The 19,402-nt window shown below is 30.7% G+C and carries 18 protein-coding genes, 1 tRNA gene and 1 pseudogene; 7 read left to right on the top strand and 13 right to left on the bottom strand.

All coding sequences use genetic code 11. The features are described from left to right. The first annotated feature begins 189 nt into the window (after positions 1–189). A complete protein-coding gene (locus G6N05_RS02730) occupies positions 190–378 on the top strand; it encodes a hypothetical protein (RefSeq protein WP_166125024.1) in 189 nt (62 codons plus the stop codon). A gap of 158 nt (positions 379–536) precedes the next feature. Here the strand turns inward: G6N05_RS02730 and G6N05_RS02725 are convergent. From G6N05_RS02725 to panB, 10 genes and pseudogenes are all read right to left on the bottom strand, one after another. Further along, positions 537–624: transfer RNA gene (locus tag G6N05_RS02725), tRNA-Ser, on the bottom strand. Between the two features lie 136 nt (positions 625–760). Next, a complete protein-coding gene (gene ribB, locus G6N05_RS02720; protein ID WP_187002993.1) occupies positions 761–1,891 on the bottom strand; it encodes a 3,4-dihydroxy-2-butanone-4-phosphate synthase in 1,131 nt (376 codons plus the stop codon). After that, positions 1,881–3,368 (bottom strand): LptF/LptG family permease, encoded by a 1,488-nt coding sequence (locus G6N05_RS02715; protein ID WP_166125023.1) that lies wholly within the window; start codon positions 3,366–3,368, stop codon positions 1,881–1,883. The genes ribB and G6N05_RS02715 overlap by 11 nt, the downstream gene beginning before the upstream one ends. A 115-nt stretch (positions 3,369–3,483) precedes the next feature. Then, a complete protein-coding gene (locus tag G6N05_RS02710) occupies positions 3,484–4,146 on the bottom strand; it encodes a LolA family protein (protein WP_166125022.1) in 663 nt (220 codons plus the stop codon). A gap of 12 nt (positions 4,147–4,158) precedes the next feature. After that, the gene (locus G6N05_RS02705) at positions 4,159–6,645 is read right to left on the bottom strand and encodes a DNA translocase FtsK (RefSeq protein WP_166125021.1); all 2,487 of its coding nucleotides are present in this window, start codon (positions 6,643–6,645) and stop codon (positions 4,159–4,161) included. A gap of 6 nt (positions 6,646–6,651) precedes the next feature. Beyond that, the gene (locus G6N05_RS02700; protein WP_166125020.1) at positions 6,652–7,026 is read right to left on the bottom strand and encodes a diacylglycerol kinase family protein; all 375 of its coding nucleotides are present in this window, start codon (positions 7,024–7,026) and stop codon (positions 6,652–6,654) included. Positions 7,027–7,030: 4 nt separating this feature from the next. Beyond that, on the bottom strand, positions 7,031–7,528 hold the full coding sequence (gene tpx / locus G6N05_RS02695) for a thiol peroxidase (protein WP_166125019.1): 498 nt from the start codon (positions 7,526–7,528) through the stop codon (positions 7,031–7,033). 127 nt (positions 7,529–7,655) lie between these two features. After that, positions 7,656–8,345: an RluA family pseudouridine synthase gene (locus G6N05_RS02690; protein ID WP_166125018.1), complete on the bottom strand. Its 690-nt coding sequence runs from the start codon at positions 8,343–8,345 to the stop codon at positions 7,656–7,658. Positions 8,346–8,401: 56 nt separating this feature from the next. Next, positions 8,402–8,715 (bottom strand): annotated as a pseudogene (locus G6N05_RS15795) (four helix bundle protein). Between the two features lie 114 nt (positions 8,716–8,829). After that, positions 8,830–9,648, bottom strand: a complete 819-nt coding sequence (panB, locus tag G6N05_RS02680) for a 3-methyl-2-oxobutanoate hydroxymethyltransferase (protein ID WP_166125017.1) — start codon at positions 9,646–9,648, stop codon at positions 8,830–8,832. 146 nt (positions 9,649–9,794) lie between these two features. Between panB and G6N05_RS02675 the strand changes: the two genes are divergently transcribed. Beyond that, the gene (locus G6N05_RS02675; RefSeq protein WP_166125016.1) at positions 9,795–10,229 is read left to right on the top strand and encodes a nuclear transport factor 2 family protein; all 435 of its coding nucleotides are present in this window, start codon (positions 9,795–9,797) and stop codon (positions 10,227–10,229) included. Between the two features lie 28 nt (positions 10,230–10,257). Further along, positions 10,258–11,298, top strand: a complete 1,041-nt coding sequence (locus tag G6N05_RS02670; protein ID WP_166125015.1) for a DUF389 domain-containing protein — start codon at positions 10,258–10,260, stop codon at positions 11,296–11,298. Between the two features lie 55 nt (positions 11,299–11,353). On the opposite strand, the gene G6N05_RS02665 is transcribed toward G6N05_RS02670, so the two are convergent. Beyond that, positions 11,354–12,772 carry an L-serine ammonia-lyase gene (locus G6N05_RS02665; protein ID WP_166125014.1) on the bottom strand — a complete coding sequence of 473 codons (1,419 nt, stop codon included), beginning with the start codon at positions 12,770–12,772 and terminating at the stop codon, positions 11,354–11,356. A 179-nt stretch (positions 12,773–12,951) separates the two neighbouring features. On the opposite strand from G6N05_RS02665, the gene G6N05_RS02660 reads away from it, so the two are divergent. Beyond that, positions 12,952–13,524 carry a hypothetical protein gene (locus G6N05_RS02660; protein WP_166125013.1) on the top strand — a complete coding sequence of 191 codons (573 nt, stop codon included), beginning with the start codon at positions 12,952–12,954 and terminating at the stop codon, positions 13,522–13,524. Between the two features lie 66 nt (positions 13,525–13,590). Here G6N05_RS02660 and G6N05_RS02655 read toward each other — a convergent pair whose 3' ends face one another. Further along, positions 13,591–14,901 carry a DEAD/DEAH box helicase gene (locus G6N05_RS02655; protein ID WP_166125012.1) on the bottom strand — a complete coding sequence of 437 codons (1,311 nt, stop codon included), beginning with the start codon at positions 14,899–14,901 and terminating at the stop codon, positions 13,591–13,593. Between the two features lie 122 nt (positions 14,902–15,023). On the opposite strand from G6N05_RS02655, the gene G6N05_RS02650 reads away from it, so the two are divergent. The 3 genes from G6N05_RS02650 to dnaK all read left to right on the top strand — a co-directional run bounded on the left by G6N05_RS02650 (position 15,024) and on the right by dnaK (position 18,335). Further along, positions 15,024–15,911, top strand: coding sequence for an EamA family transporter (locus G6N05_RS02650; protein ID WP_166125011.1), 888 nt, complete (start codon positions 15,024–15,026; stop codon positions 15,909–15,911). After that, positions 15,911–16,228, top strand: coding sequence for a ribosomal maturation YjgA family protein (locus G6N05_RS02645; protein ID WP_166125010.1), 318 nt, complete (start codon positions 15,911–15,913; stop codon positions 16,226–16,228). Before G6N05_RS02650 ends, G6N05_RS02645 begins: the two co-directional genes overlap by 1 nt. 226 nt (positions 16,229–16,454) lie before the next feature. After that, positions 16,455–18,335 carry a molecular chaperone DnaK gene (gene dnaK, locus G6N05_RS02640; RefSeq protein ID WP_166125009.1) on the top strand — a complete coding sequence of 627 codons (1,881 nt, stop codon included), beginning with the start codon at positions 16,455–16,457 and terminating at the stop codon, positions 18,333–18,335. Positions 18,336–18,429: 94 nt separating this feature from the next. On the opposite strand, the gene G6N05_RS02635 is transcribed toward dnaK, so the two are convergent. Continuing rightward, entirely contained in the window at positions 18,430–19,320 is an 891-nt protein-coding gene (locus tag G6N05_RS02635; RefSeq protein WP_166125008.1) for a Brp/Blh family beta-carotene 15,15'-dioxygenase, read from the bottom strand. Positions 19,321–19,402: the final 82 nt, after the last annotated feature.

Genomic DNA, 19,402 nt, shown 5'->3' with positions numbered 1-19,402 from the left:
CCCAGTAAAACCAATACTTCCGATTGCAAACGAAAAGGTTTAAAATTTCCGAATTGGCACTTAATATCAAACAAAAAAAAGCGTACTTTAGTAAAGTTCATAGTAAGAATAAAACGAAAACCAAATTGATACGAAACGAAGTTACAAAACCAAACAAAGTAGTAACAGTTGTAATTTTAAGCCATACAAATGAAGAGAATCTGCATCAACACAACCGACGTGATGTTTATTACAGGTAAAAGCGAAAGACAAGCACGAAACATTATTAACGACATTAAAGCATATTTTGGAAAAGAAAAACACCAAATGGTGACCGTTAAAGAACTTTGCGAATATTTAGGTCTAAAAGAAGAAGAAATTATAGGTTACATAAAGTAAAGCAGAACACTAACTTGCCCGCACTAACTAAGTAGATAAAGCATACATAGTAGGAAGAAAAAGCTATCAAAAAAAGTGCTAGAAAACAACCAACAAAATTTTCACATCTAAAATATAACCCATAAAAAAAACCGATTCATTTCTGAATCGGTTTCAACTGGCGGAGAAAGAGGGATTCGAACCCCCGGACCTGTTACAGTCAACAGTTTTCAAGACTGCCGCATTCGACCGCTCTGCCATTTCTCCAGTATGACTCGCACTACTTCCGTATTGCGAGTGCAAATATAAAAGCTTTTTTCAATTAAAAAAACAAAAGCAGCACTTTTTTTGTAAGTTTTTTTTAAATATCTGATTGTCAATATTTATTTTAAAAACTTTTTTTTTAATAATTTAAATATTCTGTGATTTCTAAGCCATATCCAATCATACCAACACGTTTGTTTTGCCATGAATTGGTTAATAATTTGATTTTAGTAATATCAATATCGTGTAAAATTTGAGCTCCAATACCAAAATCTTTGGTGTCTATTTTAATTTTAGGTGCCGTAAAATCACCTGACTCTTGCATTCTTTTTAATTCAGCTAAACGATCTAATAACTCTACTGATTGTAATTCTTGATTGATAAACAAAATAGCACACTTATCATGAGATTCAAATTCCTTGAAAATATCTTCCATTTTCTTGTGCAAAGTATCCGTTAAACTTCCTAAAATGTCATTCGTAACTTGAGTAGAATTAATTCTCGTAACAACTTCCTCTCCTGTACTCCAACTTCCTTTAGTTAAGGCAATATGAACTTGTTTATTCGTAACTTGTAAATACGCTCTTAATCTGTAGTTTCCAAAACGCGTTTTAATCTCGAAATCTTCTTTTTTCTTAATTAAACTATCGTGTTGCATTCTGTAAGCCACTAAATCTTCAATTGAAACTAATTTCAAATCGAATTTCTTAGCCACATCCACTAATTCAGGTAAACGTGCCATTGTTCCATCATCATTCATGATTTCACAAATTACACCAGCAGAAGAGAATCCTGCTAAACGTGCAAAATCAATCGCAGCTTCTGTATGCCCTGTTCTTCTTAAAACACCACCTTGACGTGCAATTAAAGGAAAAATATGTCCAGGACGACCTAATTCATAGGGTTTCGTTTCTGGATCAACTAAAGCTTCAATAGTTTTTGATCTGTCGGCAGCAGAAATTCCGGTAGTTACGCCATTCCCTTTTAAATCTACAGAAACCGTAAAAGCAGTTTCCATATTATCTGTATTATTGGTAACCATGGAGTGTAATTCTAATTCTTTACATCTTGATTCTGTTAATGGCACACAAATTAATCCTTTACCGTGCGTTGCCATAAAGTTGATCATTTCTGGTGTTACTTTATCTGCAGCTGCTAAAAAATCACCTTCATTTTCTCTGTCTTCATCATCCACTACAATTATCATTTTGCCTTGACGAATGTCTTCGATTGCTTCTTCAATAGTGTTAAGTTGTATTTTATTGCTCATTATTTTGTGTGTTAGAACTTTGTTGTTTGTTGTTTGTAAGTTTAATAAATATATTTTTTATCGGATTAATTAACCAATCTAAATCGATTGTTAATCCCATATCATTTGTAGCTCTGTAAGTAAATAAAATAGCAAATGGAGTTAGTATTAAAGCTCCTGCCGCTACTCCTATAAAAGGATGAAGTGCATCTTGACCTGCTAATTTTTTTCCAAAAGTATTAGCGAAGTTAAATACAATAAAAATTAAAACGGCAAAAACAATTGGTAAACCTAATCCACCTTTTCTAATAATGGCTCCTAAAGGTGCACCAATAAAAAACATCAATAAACAAGAATAAGCGACTAAGATTTTATCGTAATAACCAATCCAATAATCGTTAATATAATTTTTTTTCATTTCTAAATCTGTAGTATATCCATCAAGTGAAAAAATAGTATTTGAAATATTACTTTTTGCTACTTCAAAAATTGTAGCTTTTTTCTCTTGTGGGATAATTTTCAATAAATCGTTAGAAGGTTTTTCATTTATTTGAGTAACAGAATTACTTACCATAGGAACTTGTAAAGCATCTGTTAAACTTTGAGAAGTTTTATCAATATTTTCACTATATGAAACAACATCTTTATTATAATTTAATTGAAGTGAATCTATCGTGTATTTCAACTCGCTCATATTTAACATATTATAAGCGTTTATAATTTCACCACCTTCATCAGTAGTTCCGTTAAGTTTGGCTAAATCGATATTTATAGTATATTTTTTAAAACTACTTTTTGCAAATGGTAATTTTTCGCGTTCTTCCATTTTTTGTGACTGAATGTCTTCGTAATAATTTCCATCTAACAAATCCAGTTGCAATAAATTGGTAGTTTCATCACTTTTTAAAACGCCATTTTTAGCTTTAATTACGGTTGAGATTGGTCCAAACTCCCCTTTTTTCATATGCATTGTAATGCCCTCTAAAAACTCTCCATTTTCACCAGATTTTTTATCTACTTTTATGGTTGTTGTAAGTCCAATTTTGTTGAATTGTCCTTCACCAATTGCCATTGCTGGTTTGGTCTGAAGAATGTTTTTTCTTAAATTTACAAATCGATATTGAGCTTCTGGAATGATATTATTGGCAAATAAAAAGGCTACAGCACTAAATACTACTGTACAAATAATTAGGAATTTCATTGCTCTTCTTAAAGAAATACCACCAGATTTCATTGCAGCAAACTCATAGTTTTCTGCAAAACTACCGAATGTCATAATGGATGCTAACAAGATTGATAATGGTAAAACCAACGGAACCATTATTGGTGAATAGTAAAAAATAAATTTAAAAATAGTAACAAAATCTAAATCTTTACCAGCTAATTCGGCTATAAAAAGCCAAATACTTTGCAAAACGAATATAAAAAAAAGGATTACAAATACCGTAGTAAATGTAATCAGGAAAGATTTTAATAAATATTTATCTATAATTTTCATTTATGAAAAATTTATTTTTAGTAAGCATAAATGGAATTGCATATTATTTACAATTCCATTTATCTTAAATACTATATTTATAGCAACATGCTGCTATTTAAAATTTGATTTAAAATTAGTCCGCTTTATTGATGTAATAATTTGGATATTTTGCTTTCACAAAGGTAAACTGATTCTTTGCTAAAACTTGGTTAAATTTAAACGAAGATACTGTTAAAGTTGTTTTCGTTCCGTTTTTACCAACTTCAATCAAATTGTAAATATGATTGGTTTTTGTATCAATACCTATTAAGATTTCTTTTCTTTTATCAACCACACTTGATGGTGTAAGTTTTACGTATTGTATTGTTTTACCAGCAATTGGTTGTTTAATATCCATAGAATATTTAAACCCTTTCTTAAAGAATGTAAATATTTTATTTGGTGACATGGCATTTACATCGCTTTCATCGTGATTAGAAATTGTCACTTCTTCATCTTCTGGAACAATTGTATATATTTTTTTACCATCGAAAATTTTAGTAATTCCCATGAAACTTAAATGGTATTTATTTCCCTGTAAAAGCACAGTTCCTTTACTTTCTTGATTGATGTTTTCTTTAGCATTATTAATGGCATATTTGAAATCAATATCCATATTTTTGTATGACTTTGCTTTCGCTACTACTTTATCTAATAAATTTTTAGCTTCATTTTTTCCTTTAACCGGGTTAACTTCAACCGTGTTAAATGCAACTAAAAAAAAGGCAACTGCTGTTATTGTAAATATATTTTTCATAAAATAAATTATCTATTTTTCGTTATTAAAAAATGTTTCAAGAGAATTCAAATCTGTGATTAGTACTTGTCTGGCTTTACTTCCTTCAAAAGGTCCAACAATTCCAGCAGCTTCTAACTGATCAATAATTCTTCCTGCTCTATTATATCCTAATTTTAATTTTCTTTGAATTAAAGATGCCGAACCTTGTTGTGCTGAAACCACAACTTCTGCTGCATCTCTAAATAAAGAATCTCTTTCAGATATATCCATATCAAGTTTTATGCCACTTTCTTCACCCACATAATCTGGAAGTAAGTAAGCATTCGCATAAGCCTTCTGAGAACCAATGAAATCACAAATTCTTTCTACTTCTGGCGTATCTACAAAAGCACACTGAACACGAATTAAATCATTACCGTTTGAAAACAGTAAATCTCCACGACCAATTAATTGATCGGCACCACCAGAATCTAAAATCGTTCTTGAATCAATTTTAGATGTTACTCTAAATGCAATTCTCGCTGGGAAATTCGCTTTAATCATACCTGTAATTACGTTTACAGACGGACGTTGTGTAGCAATAATCAAGTGAATTCCGATAGCACGAGCAAGTTGAGCTAAACGTGCAATTGGCATTTCCACTTCTTTTCCTGCTGTCATAATTAAATCGGCAAACTCATCGACTACTAATACAATATAAGGTAAAAAGCGGTGACCGTTTTCTGGATTTAATTTTCTTTGTTTAAATTTATCATTGTATTCTTTAATGTTACGAACCATCGCATCTTTTAATAAAGAATAACGATTATCCATTTCTAAACATAAAGAATTTAAGGTATTAATTACTTTCGCATTATCCGTAATAATGGCTTCTTCCGTATCTGGAAGTTTCGCTAAATAATGACGTTCAATTTTATTGAAAAGTGTTAACTCTACTTTTTTCGGATCGACCAAAACGAATTTGACTTCCGCTGGATGTTTTTTGTATAATAACGAAGTTAAAACCGCATTTAATCCAACAGATTTTCCTTGTCCCGTTGCTCCTGCCATCAATAAGTGAGGCATTTTCGCTAAATCGACAACCAACGTTTCGTTAGAAATAGTTTTTCCTAAAGCAATTGGCAATTCCATTTCTGCTTGTTGGAATTTTGGCGAAGCAATCGCACTTTTCATAGAAACCATTGACGGATTCGCGTTTGGAACTTCAATACCAATTGTTCCTTTTCCTGGAATTGGTGCAATAATACGAATTCCTAAAGCCGATAATGACAACGCAATATCGTCTTCTAAACTTTTAATTTTAGAAATTCTAATTCCGGCTTCTGGTACAATTTCGTATAAAGTTACGGTAGGACCAACAGTTGCTTTAATTTGTGCGATTTCAATTTTGTAGTTTTTTAAAGTATCTACAATTTTGTTTTTATTTTCTTCTAATTCGGCTTGATTGATAGTAATTCCAACGCCTGTATAATCTTTCAACAATTCAATTGAAGGCATTTTAAAATTCGAAAGTTCTAAAGTTGGATCAAATAAACCAAAATCTTCAACCAATCTTTGAGCTAAACTTTCCTCTACAACATCTTCTTCTTCAGGTTTTTCAATTACGAAAGAAGCATCTTCCGTTTGAATAAGCTCTGGTTGTTTAGGAGTAATTTCTTCCACAACTGGCTTTGGTTGAGATTCTAAATAAATTTCAGATGAATTTTGAATGGTTGGTTTTAAAGAAGATTTATCAACTTCAAATGTAGAAGTCGGTTCTGAACGATTAATCACTTGCATGTTCGTCCATTCGTCATCTTCTTCTTCTGTAATAACTGGTTTTTTTATGGTTGAAATTGGAACTACAGGTTCATTAACATCATCAATATCTGTAAGAATTGGAGCGACAACTTCATCTGTACTTTCAACTTCAGAATTTAGTTCAACAGGAGTTGCTTTCGATTCTAAATAATCTTTTACTTTATCTGGAGAAACTTTTATTTTAAAAATAAGAAATACAATTGTTGCAAAAACTAACAATAATATCGAACCAATTTTTCCTGAATAATCTTGAATTAAATCGTTAATTTCAAAACCAATAATTCCTGATAAATGTGGAATAAAATCCCATAACAATCCGAATAATATTGAAATAGTAACAACTAAATATAAATCCCAAAAAGTAGATTTTCTAAGTTTTTTTAGAGGCAAATCAACAATTAAATAGGCACCAATTAAAAAGAAGATTTTTACAAATAGAAAAGAAGCTACTCCAAATCCTTTATGTAAAAAAGCATCTGACAGCCAAGCGCCAATTTTACCCAACCAATTTTCAACTACAACATTTCTGTTGCTCAATTCGGTAATTTGACTTTGATCATTATTTCCTGATATATAATAAGATATAAAGGACAATAATAAAATTACAGCAAGTAAAACGAACAAAACACCAACAATGAATTTTTGTCCACGTGATGTTTTGAAAATTGAATTACTTAATTTATTTTCGGATGTATTTGAAACTTCTTTTTTAGCCATTAAATTTTATAAATTGAATATTTTTGGGACATAAATTAATGCGCCAACGGCAATTGCACTAAAAGCGGCAAACAAAACAGCACCAGCAGCAATATCTTTAATAAAACCTATTCTGTTATGAAATTCTGGATGAATAAAATCGGCAATTTTTTCTACTGCGGTGTTCAAACCTTCAATACCCAAAACTAAACCAAATGCTAAAATTTGTAACATCCATTCTTCTCGAGAAATATCGAAATAAAAACCAGCAAAAATCATTAATATCATAATGGAAAATTGAACCATTACGCTATGTTCTGAAGTAACCAATTTATAAGCACCTTTTACAGCAAAACCAACACTTTTGATTCTTCCAGAAACAAATCTTTTGTCTTGAATCATAAAATTATAGTGCTTTTAAAGCCGCTTCGTAATTTGGTTCATTAGCAATTTCGCTTACTAATTCTGTATGAGACACTACTCCATTTTCATCAACAACAACAATTGCTCTTGCATGTAATCCTTTTAAGGCAGAATCTGTTAAAGTTAAACCGTAATCGTCTCCAAAACTTCCATCTCTGAAATCTGATAAGTTTACTACATTTTCTAATCCTTCAGAACCACAAAAACGTTTTTGCGCGAATGGTAAATCTCTTGAAATACACAAAACTTTAGTGTTTTCTAATTCATTAGCCATTTTATTGAAAGTTCTTACTGAAGTAGCACAAGTTGCGGTATCAATACTTGGAAAAATATTTAAGATAACACGTTGTCCTTTAAAGTCTTGTAAAGAAACATCTGATAAATCGTTTCCTACTAATTGAAATTGTGGAGCTGCTGAACCAACTGTTGGTAAAGTAGCGTTTGTATGTACAGGATTTCCTCCTAAAGTTACTGTTGACATGGTTTTAAATTTTAAGTTTCAAAAATACAAAAAATATGTAAGTCTAAAGTCAAATGTCAAAAAGTTTTTAAAGTCTTATTTTAGATTTTCACTTTAGACTTTTAGACGTTGGGCTTTATCACTAAATTTACACTAATTTCCACAAAACATCTTCTGGAACTGGCGCAATAATTTCTAAGGGATCTTTAGTTACAGGATGCGTTAAAACTAGTTTTCTGGCATGTAAATGAATTCCTCCGTTTGGATTACTTCTATCAAAACCATATTTTAAATCGCCTTTAATTGGACAACCAACAGCTGTCAGTTGCGCTCTAATTTGATGGTGACGACCAGTATGCAAATCGATTTCTAAAGCATAATAATTATCTAACTTTTTAATCGTTTTATATGATAATTTGGCTTCTTTAGATTCTGGAACTTCTTTTAAATGCGCTTTTGAAGTATTATTTTTCGTATTTCTTTTTAAGAAATGAACTAAAGTATCTTCTGTTTTTGGTGGTGCATTTTTTACGATTGCCCAATAAGTCTTCTGAGTTTCTCTATTTTTAAAAGTCTCATTTAGACGCGTTAAAGCTTTTGAAGTTTTTGCAAATACTACGATTCCTGTTGTTGGTCGGTCTAAACGATGAACTACGCCTAAGAAAACTTCACCTGGTTTATCGTAAGCCACTTTTAGATATGATTTTACAATTTCAGATAAAGGCTCATCACCTGTTTTATCGCCTTGTACAATATCTCCAACTCGCTTGTTTACTACAATTATATGATTGTCTTCATGTAGGATTTGAAGATTTTTTGAATCTGAAACTATTTTCATCTTAGATTATTAGATTGTTTGATTAGTTAGATTTTTAGATTTTCTAAAATTCTTAATTATTCTATTTTTAATGTTGAACGAAATCTCGAAGTCATTTTGATAATTTCTTCTAACAATTCGGTTAATTCTGTAACTTTCTCTTGATTTAAAAAACCTAAATCAGCAGAAATCAATAATTGTGTTTCTACTTCATATGCGGAACCGATAGCAATTTCAAAAATCTTGCAAAATCTTTGTTTGAACTTCTAGAAGAACCTTCAGCTATATTTGACGGAATAGAAACTGATGCACGTCTTAATTGATTTGTTAATCCAAATTTTTCTTCTTGCGGAAAAGATGCTGTTTCATTGCAAATTTTAGAACAAAACAATCTGCTTTTTTTCTAAATTCCCAATTCTTTAAATTTGTGCATAAATATATTTATAGTTTTTTTTATTCTAATAAATCTAAAACTCTAAAACTCTAAAAAGTCTAAGTTATCTAATTAATATTGCTCATTGGCATTAGGAAAATCTTTTGATTTCACGTCAGCAGCATATTGTCCGATAGCTTTTGTCATATCTTCAAATAAATTCATATATCTGCGTAAAAATCTTGGACTGAATTCGTGAGTCATTCCAATCATATCGTGTAAAACTAAAACTTGACCGTCTACTCCACCGCCTGCTCCAATTCCAATTACTGGAATAGAAATACTTTCGGCTACTTTTTGGGCTAAACTAGCTGGAATTTTCTCTAAAACTAAAGCAAAACATCCAATTTCTTCTAACATTTTGGCATCTTCTAGTAATTGAGCCGCTTCTTCTTCTTCCTTAGCTCTTACCGTATACGTTCCGAATTTATATATCGATTGTGGTGTTAAACCTAAATGCCCCATAACTGGAATTCCAGCGTTTAATATTTTTTTAATAGAAGATTCGATTTCTCTACCACCTTCTAATTTTACGGCATGTCCACCACTTTCTTTCATAATTCTGATTGAAGAACGTAACGCTTCTTTAGAATCAGATTGGTAACTTCCAAAAGGTAAATCTACCACAACTAAAGCTCTGTCAACTGCTCTAACCACACTACTTGCGTGATAAATCATTTGGTCTAATGTAATTGGTAAAGTCGTTTCGTGACCAGCCATGACATTACTTGCTGAATCTCCAACTAAAATTACATCAATACCTGCTGTATCAACAATTTTCGCCATAGTGAAATCGTATGCCGTTAGCATAGAAATTTTTTCACCATTGGCTTTCATATCAATTAACGACTTCGTTGTAATTTTTTTATAATCTTTTTTTGCTACAGACATTCTTTTTGAGTTAGAAGTCAGAAGTTAGAAGTTGGAAATATTTGTTCCGAACTACTTTTCTGAAAATTAATGCTACAAAATTAATATAAAGATATGGATTGTAACAATTTTTCTACATTTAATACCAATAATTAAATTCTACAATTATGAGACATTTACTTATTTTACTATTTTTTGGTTTTAGTTTATCGATTTCTGCACAAGAAAAGCAAATTAAACAATCGATTTTCGTTTTTTTTGAAGGTTTACAATCGGCAGATACTTTAAAAATTCAATCAGTTTGTCATAAAGAAATGAAGTTACAATCGATTATGGAGAAAAATTCGATTGGTAATTTATCTTTCGAAACCAATGAAGAGTTTTATAAATCGATTGCTTCCATTCCGAAAAACCTAAAAATTGAAGAGCGAATTTTAGACTATAAGATTCAAATTGATAACTCAATGGCACAAGTTTGGACACCTTACGAATTTTATATAAATGATAAACTAAGTCATTTTGGAACAAATTCCTTTACTTTGCTTTTAGAGAATAATGTTTGGAAAATTGTTCATATTATTGATACGAGGAGAAAAAAATAGAAATTTTATTATTTCATAACTAAAAGGAATGCTTCAAAAAACAGCCATAATTAAACGATTTATTCGTCAGTTATTCGATTTAAAATCGACACAAGAAGAAGAAAACCAAACCTTTTCAGAAATTAAAGAAGGTGTAGAATTCAAAGGTAAAAACTTATGGTTATTAGCTTTTGCTATTTTTATTGCCTGTATTGGTTTAAATATTAATTCTAAGAGTGCTGTAATTGGCGCTATGATTTTATCGCCAGTTATGGGTCCGATTTTTGGAATTGGATTTTCTTTAGGTGTATCAAATTCTGATTTATTCAAAACCAGTTTAAAAAATGCTTTACGAATCGTTTTAGTTAGTGTGTTTTTTTCAACCTTATATTATTTAATTAATCCGTATTCTATAGAAACAGAAGAATTAATTAGTTTTTCTAAACCTACGTTTTTTGATGTATTACTAGCATTCATTGGTGGTTTAGCTGCGATGTTAGCGATTTCCAGAGAAAGTGGTACTCAAGTAATTATTGCAGTTGCAGTTGCAACTTCTTGTATTCCACCTTTATGTACGGCCGGTTTTGGATTAGCAACGTTGAACTTAGATTATTTTTTAGGCGGATTATATACCTATAGCATCAATTCCTTATTTATTGGATTTGGAACTTTATTGATGACCAAATATTTAAAATTTGAACGTCATTCTGATCAAAATATTAAACATGTAAATGGTTGGTTTTTTGTTTTGGGAATTTTAGCTTTAATTCCAGCAGTATATTTTGCTTATGTTTTAGCGGTTCAAAATATGTTTCAATCGAAAGTAGAACATGTTATTAACAATCAAATTGAAGCAAAATACCATGTTATCAATTATGATATTAATTCCGAATTAAAAACCATTGAATTGGATATTTCTACACCAACATTTGATGCGAAAATTAATCAAAATATTAACACATTTTTTGTTCGAAATAATATCAAAAACATTGCTATTACTATTCATCAATCTACAGAAGAAAATCAAGATTTAGGTAAGGAAATCAAGAAACTACAATTAGAAATTATGGAGTTGAAGAAGACTAAGTAAACACAGATTTTAGAAATTATATAAATCTGTAAAATCTGTGTACCTATTTTGAGATTTAACAATCCGCTAAACCAACTCCAATAGCCAAGCCGCCTTCGGAAGTTTCTTTGTATTTTGAATTCATATCTTTTGCAGTTTCCCACATCGTAGCAACGACTTTATCTAAAGGCACTAACGTGTTTTTCGCATCAGTTTCTAAAGCTAACTCTGCTGCGTTTATGGCCTTAATTGCTCCCATTGTATTTCGTTCAATACAAGGAACTTGCACCAAACCACCAATTGGATCACAGGTCATTCCTAAATGATGTTCCATTGCGATTTCGGCAGCAACTAAAACTTGGTCTGGAGTTCCGCCCATTAATTCACATAATGCAGCTGCAGCCATTGCGGATGACACACCAATTTCTGCTTGACAACCGCCCATTGCTGCTGAGATAGTCGCACCTTTTTTGAAGATACTTCCAATTTCTCCAGCGACCATTAAAAATTGTTTGATTTCTTTTTCTCCGGCTTTATGATTTTCAATACATAAATAATACATTAAAACAGCAGGAATAACACCAGCACTTCCGTTTGTTGGTGCTGTCACTACTCGACCTAAAGAAGCATTTACTTCATTAACAGCCAAGGCAAAACAAGACACCCATTTTAATATTTGTCGGAATTTAACTTCGGTTTGTCGAATGCATTGCAACCATTCTTGAGGAGAATTATAATTGGCAATTCCGATTAAATTGGTGTGCATATCGTAAGCACGTCTTTTTACATTTAATCCGCCTGGTAAAATTCCGTTAGTATGTGCGCCAATGTACATACATTCTAACATGGTGTTCCAAATTCGCATTAATTCGGTGTGAATTACATCTTCGGAACGCATTGATTTTTCGTTTTCGTAAACGATTTCAGAAACTTTTTTATTTTCGGAATGACAAAAAGCTAGTAACTCTGCTCCTTTATCAACTGGAAAAGGAAAAGCACATTTTATTTCTGATTTTACATTCGTATCTTCTTCTTCCTTAACCACAAAACCACCACCAATTGAATAAAAAGTGGAACTGTATTCTGAGTCGTTTGTAAATGCTGTAAAGATTAATCCGTTAGCATGAAAAGGTAAAAAATTCTTATTGAAAAAGATATCAGAAACTATGTTAAAATGAATTTTAAATTCGTTGTCCAATACTAATTCGTTGTTCGTTTTAATGTCTTCAATAATAGAATCAATTGCGTCAATAGGCACATATTCAGGATCGGCACCACTTAAACCTAACATGACTGCTAAATCTGTAGCATGCCCTTTTCCTGTCAACGACAACGAACCATACAAATCGACTTTTACGCGATGTACGTCATTGATTATATTTTGACTACGTAATTCTGCTAAAAATTGTTCCGCAGCACGCCATGGTCCTAAAGTGTGAGAACTTGAAGGGCCAACTCCTATTTTTAACATATCAAAAACTGAAATACATTCCATATACTAAATCGTTATAGTAGCAAAGATAACATATGAAGTTGGAAGTTGGAAGTTGGAAGTGAAAATTTTTGAAACTAATTAAAGTGGATTTGTTATAGTTTGAAAATCGCATAAAAAAGACAGCTGAATTTTATTTGGCACAGAATTTGAATCTTAAAAAAATGTTAAAAACCATCCTTATGAAAAAGCTGCAATTTGTTTCTGTTATTATTATTTTATTACTTTTTTGTCCATTTATTAAGCAATGTGATGGGTTGACAAAAAAGGCTGAAGAATCAACAGTAGCAGACTCAACTGCAGTTGTTATTGATAGTGTTTCAGAAGTAAAAATTAAAAACGAACCTTTAACTGAAGTAGAAAACAATCAACCAAATGAACTAAAAACGTATTTTACTGAAGAATCTCAAAATGTTTTTGATTTATCTAGTCAAGTAGGAATTTATTTTGATAACAAGAAAAATGAAGATATTGGATTAAGAGGATTAAACGGTATTTTCTTTTCAATCTTATTTTCGATATCTTTAATTTTAACTTCAGTTATTGGAACAATTAGAATCTTCAAAAACAAATTAATAAAAACAAATTGGTTTTATATCTTAAATATTTCTTTTGCCATTTTAATAGTCATTTCAAATATGTTTGTTTGGTTAGATAGATTCGGACAAATAAAAATCGGATTTTATCTCTTATTACTTTCTAATTTTTATATGCTGTATTTATTAAAACAAAAAAAGGAACAAATTCAACACTGAACTTATTCCTTTTAACTTTTGCCTTTTTACTTGCCACTTTTTACTTGGCTCTTTTGCCTTTAAATCCTAATACCAACGCTTTTTATTTTGCTTTGATGTATCTGATTTTCTTGAATTTGAAGAATCAGCTGTTTTAGCTGTTTTAGCTGCTTTTGGAGCGTGATTTTGTTTTTGTTTTACTGGGTTTTTCTTACCACGCGTATCCGTTTCTTTGTTTTTTAATTCGTCTTCTGTGAATTCTCTGTAAGGAAATGGATTTTCTTTAACGATTTTAATTTGCTGACGCGTTAATTTCTCAATGTCTTTCCAAAAAGGTAATTCATCTTTTCCACAAAAAGATATCGCTAAACCTTCATTTCCAGCTCTACCCGTTCTACCAATTCTGTGAACGTAGGTTTCTGGAATATTTGGTAAATCGAAATTGATTACATAAGGTAATAAATCGATATCAATTCCACGAGCTGCAATATCTGTAGCAACTAAAACCGAAATTTCTTGACTTTTAAATCCGTCTAACGTTTTAATTCTGTTGTTCTGAGATTTATTTCCGTGAATCGCTTCTGCTGAAATGTTTTTCGCTTTTAAGGCTTTTACCACATTATCCGCACTGTGTTTTGTTCTCACGAAAACCAACACATTATTTATATTTTCTTCTTCAATTAAATGAATTAGTAATTTTCTTTTGTCTTCTTTCTGAACCATGTATACTTTTTGGTTCACTCTTTCCGCTGTGCTAGAAATTGGTGCTACCGAAACGTATTTTGGTTTTTTCAAAAATTGATCCGCTAATTCTCTAATCGCGACTGGCATTGTTGCAGAAAACAATAACGTTTGACGATTTTCTGGAATTAACTTGATGATTTTCTTCACATCATTAATGAAACCCATATCTAACATTTGATCGGCTTCATCAATAACTAAATGATGTAAGTTATTCATGTCTAAAAATCCTTGCTTATTCAAATCTAAAAAACGACCTGGAGTTGCAATTAAAATATCCACACCTTCTTTAAGTTGATTCACTTGTGGTACTTGACTTACACCACCATAAATCACCATCGATTTGGTATTCATGTATTTTCCATACGTGGCAAAACTATCTTGAATTTGGTGTGCTAATTCACGTGTTGGCGCTAAAACTAAAGTTCTAATTACTTTTCTTTTGGTTTTTGAACCTACAATTGGATGTAAATAATTTAAAATTGGAATGGCGAATGCACCTGTTTTTCCAGTTCCTGTTTGTGCGCAACCTACTAAATCGTGTTCTTCTAAAATAACCGGAATAGCTTGTTGTTGGATTGGTGTTGGATTAGTATAATTTTCTTCTTCTAAAACCTGAAGTATATTTCTATGTAAATTTAAATCTTGAAATGTCATATTTGTATTTTGAATGGCAAAGATAGTTTATTTTTGTTTGATGTAAATTATTAACAGAATTTTGGCACTTTGACACCTATAATTATTGGCACATTTATCAATATCTTTGCAAAAAAAATCAAATGAAGTTTAACAAATATTATGCATCCGCTTTATTAGCTTTTATCATTTGGGGATTTTTCAGTTTAGCTTTAAAACCCTTGCACGAGTATCCTTCATTAGATATTTTATTTTATCGCGTGTTTTTTTCAACCGAAGTTTTATTGGTTATAAATTTTGTATTTAGAATCAATTTATTGAAAAAGAGTTTAGAATTATTTCAATCTTTTTCCAAAAAGAAAAAACGAAATACCCTTTTACTTACTGCTGCTGGCGGATTTTTATTAGTTTTTAATTGGTTCTTATTTATGTATGCTGTGAACCATGTGAGTTTGCAATCGGCATCATTGGCTTATTTAATTTGTCCAATTATTACAACTGTTTTAGCTTTTGTTATTTTAAAAGAAAAATTAGACAATTGGCAATGGTTAGCTGTTGCGATTTGCGTCATTAGTTGTGCGATTTTATCTTACGGACACGCTACAGAATTGATTTATAGTTTTGTTATCGCTACTTCATTTGCGCTATATTTAATTAGTCAACGACGAAATAATGAGTTTGATAAATTCTTAGTTTTAACCATTCAATTGGTTATTGCGAGTTTAGTTTTATTACCTTTTTATCCGAAGTTTAGCGCTGCAGTTCCGACTGAAAATTTATTTTATATAATGATGGGATTAATTGTAGTTTTATTTACGATTATACCTTTATTCTTGAATTTATTTGCCTTAAAAGGAATGAATTCTTCTGCTGTTGGAATATTAATGTATACGAATCCATTAATTCATTTTTTCTTGGCTATTTTTTATTTTAAAGAAGATATTCAGATTTCGCAACTTATTGCTTACAGTTTAATTGGTGTTTCTATAATCGTTTTCAATAAAAAAGTACTTTTTAATTCGAATAACTAATGTTCCAATTCAATATAAAATATTTTTTAATTTTCATTTCGGTATTTATTATTGAAGTCATTATCGCCGTATTTATTAAAGACAATTTCATTAGACCCTATTTTGGAGATTTTTTAGTGATTTTCTTAGTCTATTACTTTTTATTAAGTTTTATAAATGCCGATAAAAATAAAATAGCGTTAGGTGTTTTAGTATTTGCTTTTACGGTTGAAATCATCCAATATTTTCAAGTATTATCCTATTTCAATTTAGAAAAAAATAGAATTTTAAGAATTGTGGCGGGAAATACCTTTTCGCTTGAAGATTTAATCATTTAGACCTTAGCATTCTTCACAATTATCATCTTTAATAGGTATCGCACAAAAACACTTTCTGACAGAAAACCAACAAGTTAGGGTAAAAATAAATGACACTTTGTCAGATGCAATTCTGTCATAAATAGAATTTCTGCCAATTTCTAGTGATATTTTATCTTGGCACAAAACTTGACTTATCCAAAAAGAGTTTAAAAAATAAACCGAATAAAATTTAAAATTAAATAAAATGAGTAAGATTATTGGAATCGATTTAGGTACAACCAATTCTTGTGTTTCTGTAATGGAAGGTGGAGAAGCAGTTGTAATTGCTAATGCAGAAGGAAAAAGAACAACACCATCTGTAATTGCATTTGTAGAAGGTGGAGAAATTAAAATTGGAGACGCTGCAAAAAGACAAGCTGTAACTAACCCAACTAAAACTATCGCATCTATCAAAAGATTTATGGGTAACAAGTTCTCGGAAAGTGCTAAAGAAGCTTCTACTGTTGCTTACAAAGTTGTAAAAGGAGATAATGATACACCACGTGTAGATATCGATGGTCGTTTATATACGGCACAAGAATTATCTGCAATGACTTTACAAAAAATGAAAAAAACTGCTGAAGACTATTTAGGTCATTCAGTTTCAGAAGCGGTTATTACTGTTCCTGCATATTTTAACGATGCACAACGTCAAGCTACAAAAGAAGCTGGTGAAATTGCAGGTTTAAAAGTTATGAGAATTATCAATGAGCCAACTGCTGCGGCATTAGCTTATGGATTAGACAAACAAGCTACTGATCAAAAAATCGCAGTATTCGATTTAGGTGGTGGTACTTTTGATATTTCTATCTTAGAATTAGGAGATGGTGTTTTTGAAGTATTATCTACTAATGGAGATACTCACTTAGGTGGAGATGATTTTGACCAAGTAATTATTGACTGGTTAGCAAACGACTTTAATGCTGCTGAAGGTTTAGATTTAAGAAAAGACCCAACTGCTTTACAACGTTTAAAAGAAGCTGCTGAAAAAGCTAAGATTGAATTATCTGCTTCTGCTCAAACAGAAATTAACTTACCATATGTTACTGCTACGGCTTCAGGACCAAAGCACTTAGTACAAACTTTAACTCGTGCTAAATTTGAACAATTAGCTGATTCTTTAATCAAGCGTTCAATGGAGCCAGTTGCTAAAGCTTTAAAAGATGCTGGTTTATCAGTTTCTGATATTGATGAAGTTATCTTAGTTGGAGGTTCTACTCGTATCCCAGTTATCCAAGAACAAGTGGAGAAATTCTTCGGTAAAAAACCATCAAAAGGAGTTAATCCTGATGAAGTTGTAGCAATTGGTGCAGCTATTCAAGGTGGAGTTTTAACTGGTGATGTAAAAGATGTATTGTTATTAGACGTTACACCTTTATCATTAGGAATTGAAACTATGGGTAACGTTATGACTAGATTAATCGAGTCTAACACAACTATCCCAACAAAAAAATCTCAAGTTTTCTCAACTGCAGCAGATAACCAACCAAGTGTTGAAATTCACGTTATTCAAGGTGAAAGAACAATGGCAGCAGATAACAAAACTATTGGTCGTTTCCATTTAGATGGTATTCCACCAGCAGCTAGAGGAATTCCTCAAATTGAAGTAACTTTCGATATTGATGCAAATGGTATCATTAAAGTTTCTGCAACTGACAAAGGAACTGGAAAATCTCACGATATTCGTATCGAAGCTTCTTCTGGTTTAACAGCTGAAGAAATCGAAAGCATGAAAAAAGATGCAGAATTAAATGCTGAAGCAGATAAAATTGCTAAAGAAACTGCTGATAAAGTAAACGAAGCTGATTCAATGATTTTCCAAACGGAAAAACAATTAGGTGAATTTGGAGAAAAATTATCTGAAGATAACAAAACTGCAATCAACTTAGCTTTAATTGAATTAAAAATGGCTCATGAAGCAAAAGATGTTGCTGCAATTACGCCTGCTTTAGAAAAAATCAATACAGCTTGGACTAACGCATCTGCTGAAATGTATAACACTGGAGACGCTCAAGGAGCTGCACAAGCACAACCACAGGCATCAGGTGATACAACTCAAGATGTTGAATTCGAAGAAGTAAAATAATTTACGATTGAAGATTTACGATTTACGAAGTAAAATTTACGAGTAAAAAATAAATTAAATAATTAAGAACCGAGTAAGAAATTACTCGGTTTTTTTATTGCCCAGATTTATCCTTTAGCATCATTAAAACAACAACCACATGAGGAAAAGTAATTGCAGCTAAAAAAGAAAAAAACAAAGTATTAAAAAGCTTAATATCTTGAAATAAGAAATAAAAAAGAAATAATCCTATAAGCGAAACTACCCAATAAAATAATGCCTCTTTTATGTATTTCATGAAAGTAAAATAATTAAAAGAACCATATAAAAATTTAGTTTGATTTATAATAGAAGGCATACTGTGCCAAACAATAAAATAAATCGTAAAACCCCATATAAGTGAAGAAACTTTAAAAATAATTGCAAAAATCAAAAGATAAAATAGTTCGTTTAAAAAAATACTTTGATTTACTTTTAACTTCTTAAAAACGAAAATATAATTCATTGTAAATAAAATTAAAATCAAATAAAGTGTATTTATAATTAAGAACTCATCAATTGAATATGAGGTAATTTCATACACAACAGCAATTACGTCATTTATATGAAAACCAAACAATAGAAACAACACCAACAACCCATATAAAGTTTTAAAAACAAAATTATATTGTAGTAATTCTCCTTTTAGGTAATCCAATTGTTGTTCTCCAAAATGATAACCACTAATGATTACAAATAGTAATAACGTTATAACTGGTAAAAAATAAAAAAGTACAGCACCAAAAATTACAACCGTAATATATAAGTATATTATTTTCATTTTAGAAAGCTGATTCTTCCTATTCATTATACTTTTTGAAATTAAGATATCGTTAGCTCCATGCAAAATTCCAAAAGACAGAATTAAAACAAACCCAATTCCAACTTGTAAATCATTAGAAAAAAAAGAGGTAATCCATAATCCAAGAAAACTTAGAACTATAGCAATACTTGGATAATTATTCATAATAAATATTTTTTGTTTAAATAATATTAAAAAAAGATAAACAAAGTTAGCTATTCTGTTTAACATTTATTAACTTTGATTA

Source organism: Flavobacterium bernardetii (assembly GCF_011305415.1).
Classification (GTDB): Bacteria; Bacteroidota; Bacteroidia; order Flavobacteriales; family Flavobacteriaceae; genus Flavobacterium; species Flavobacterium bernardetii.
The sequence above is the reverse complement of the archived record's forward strand: the minus strand, read 5'-3'. Positions and strand labels throughout refer to the sequence as shown.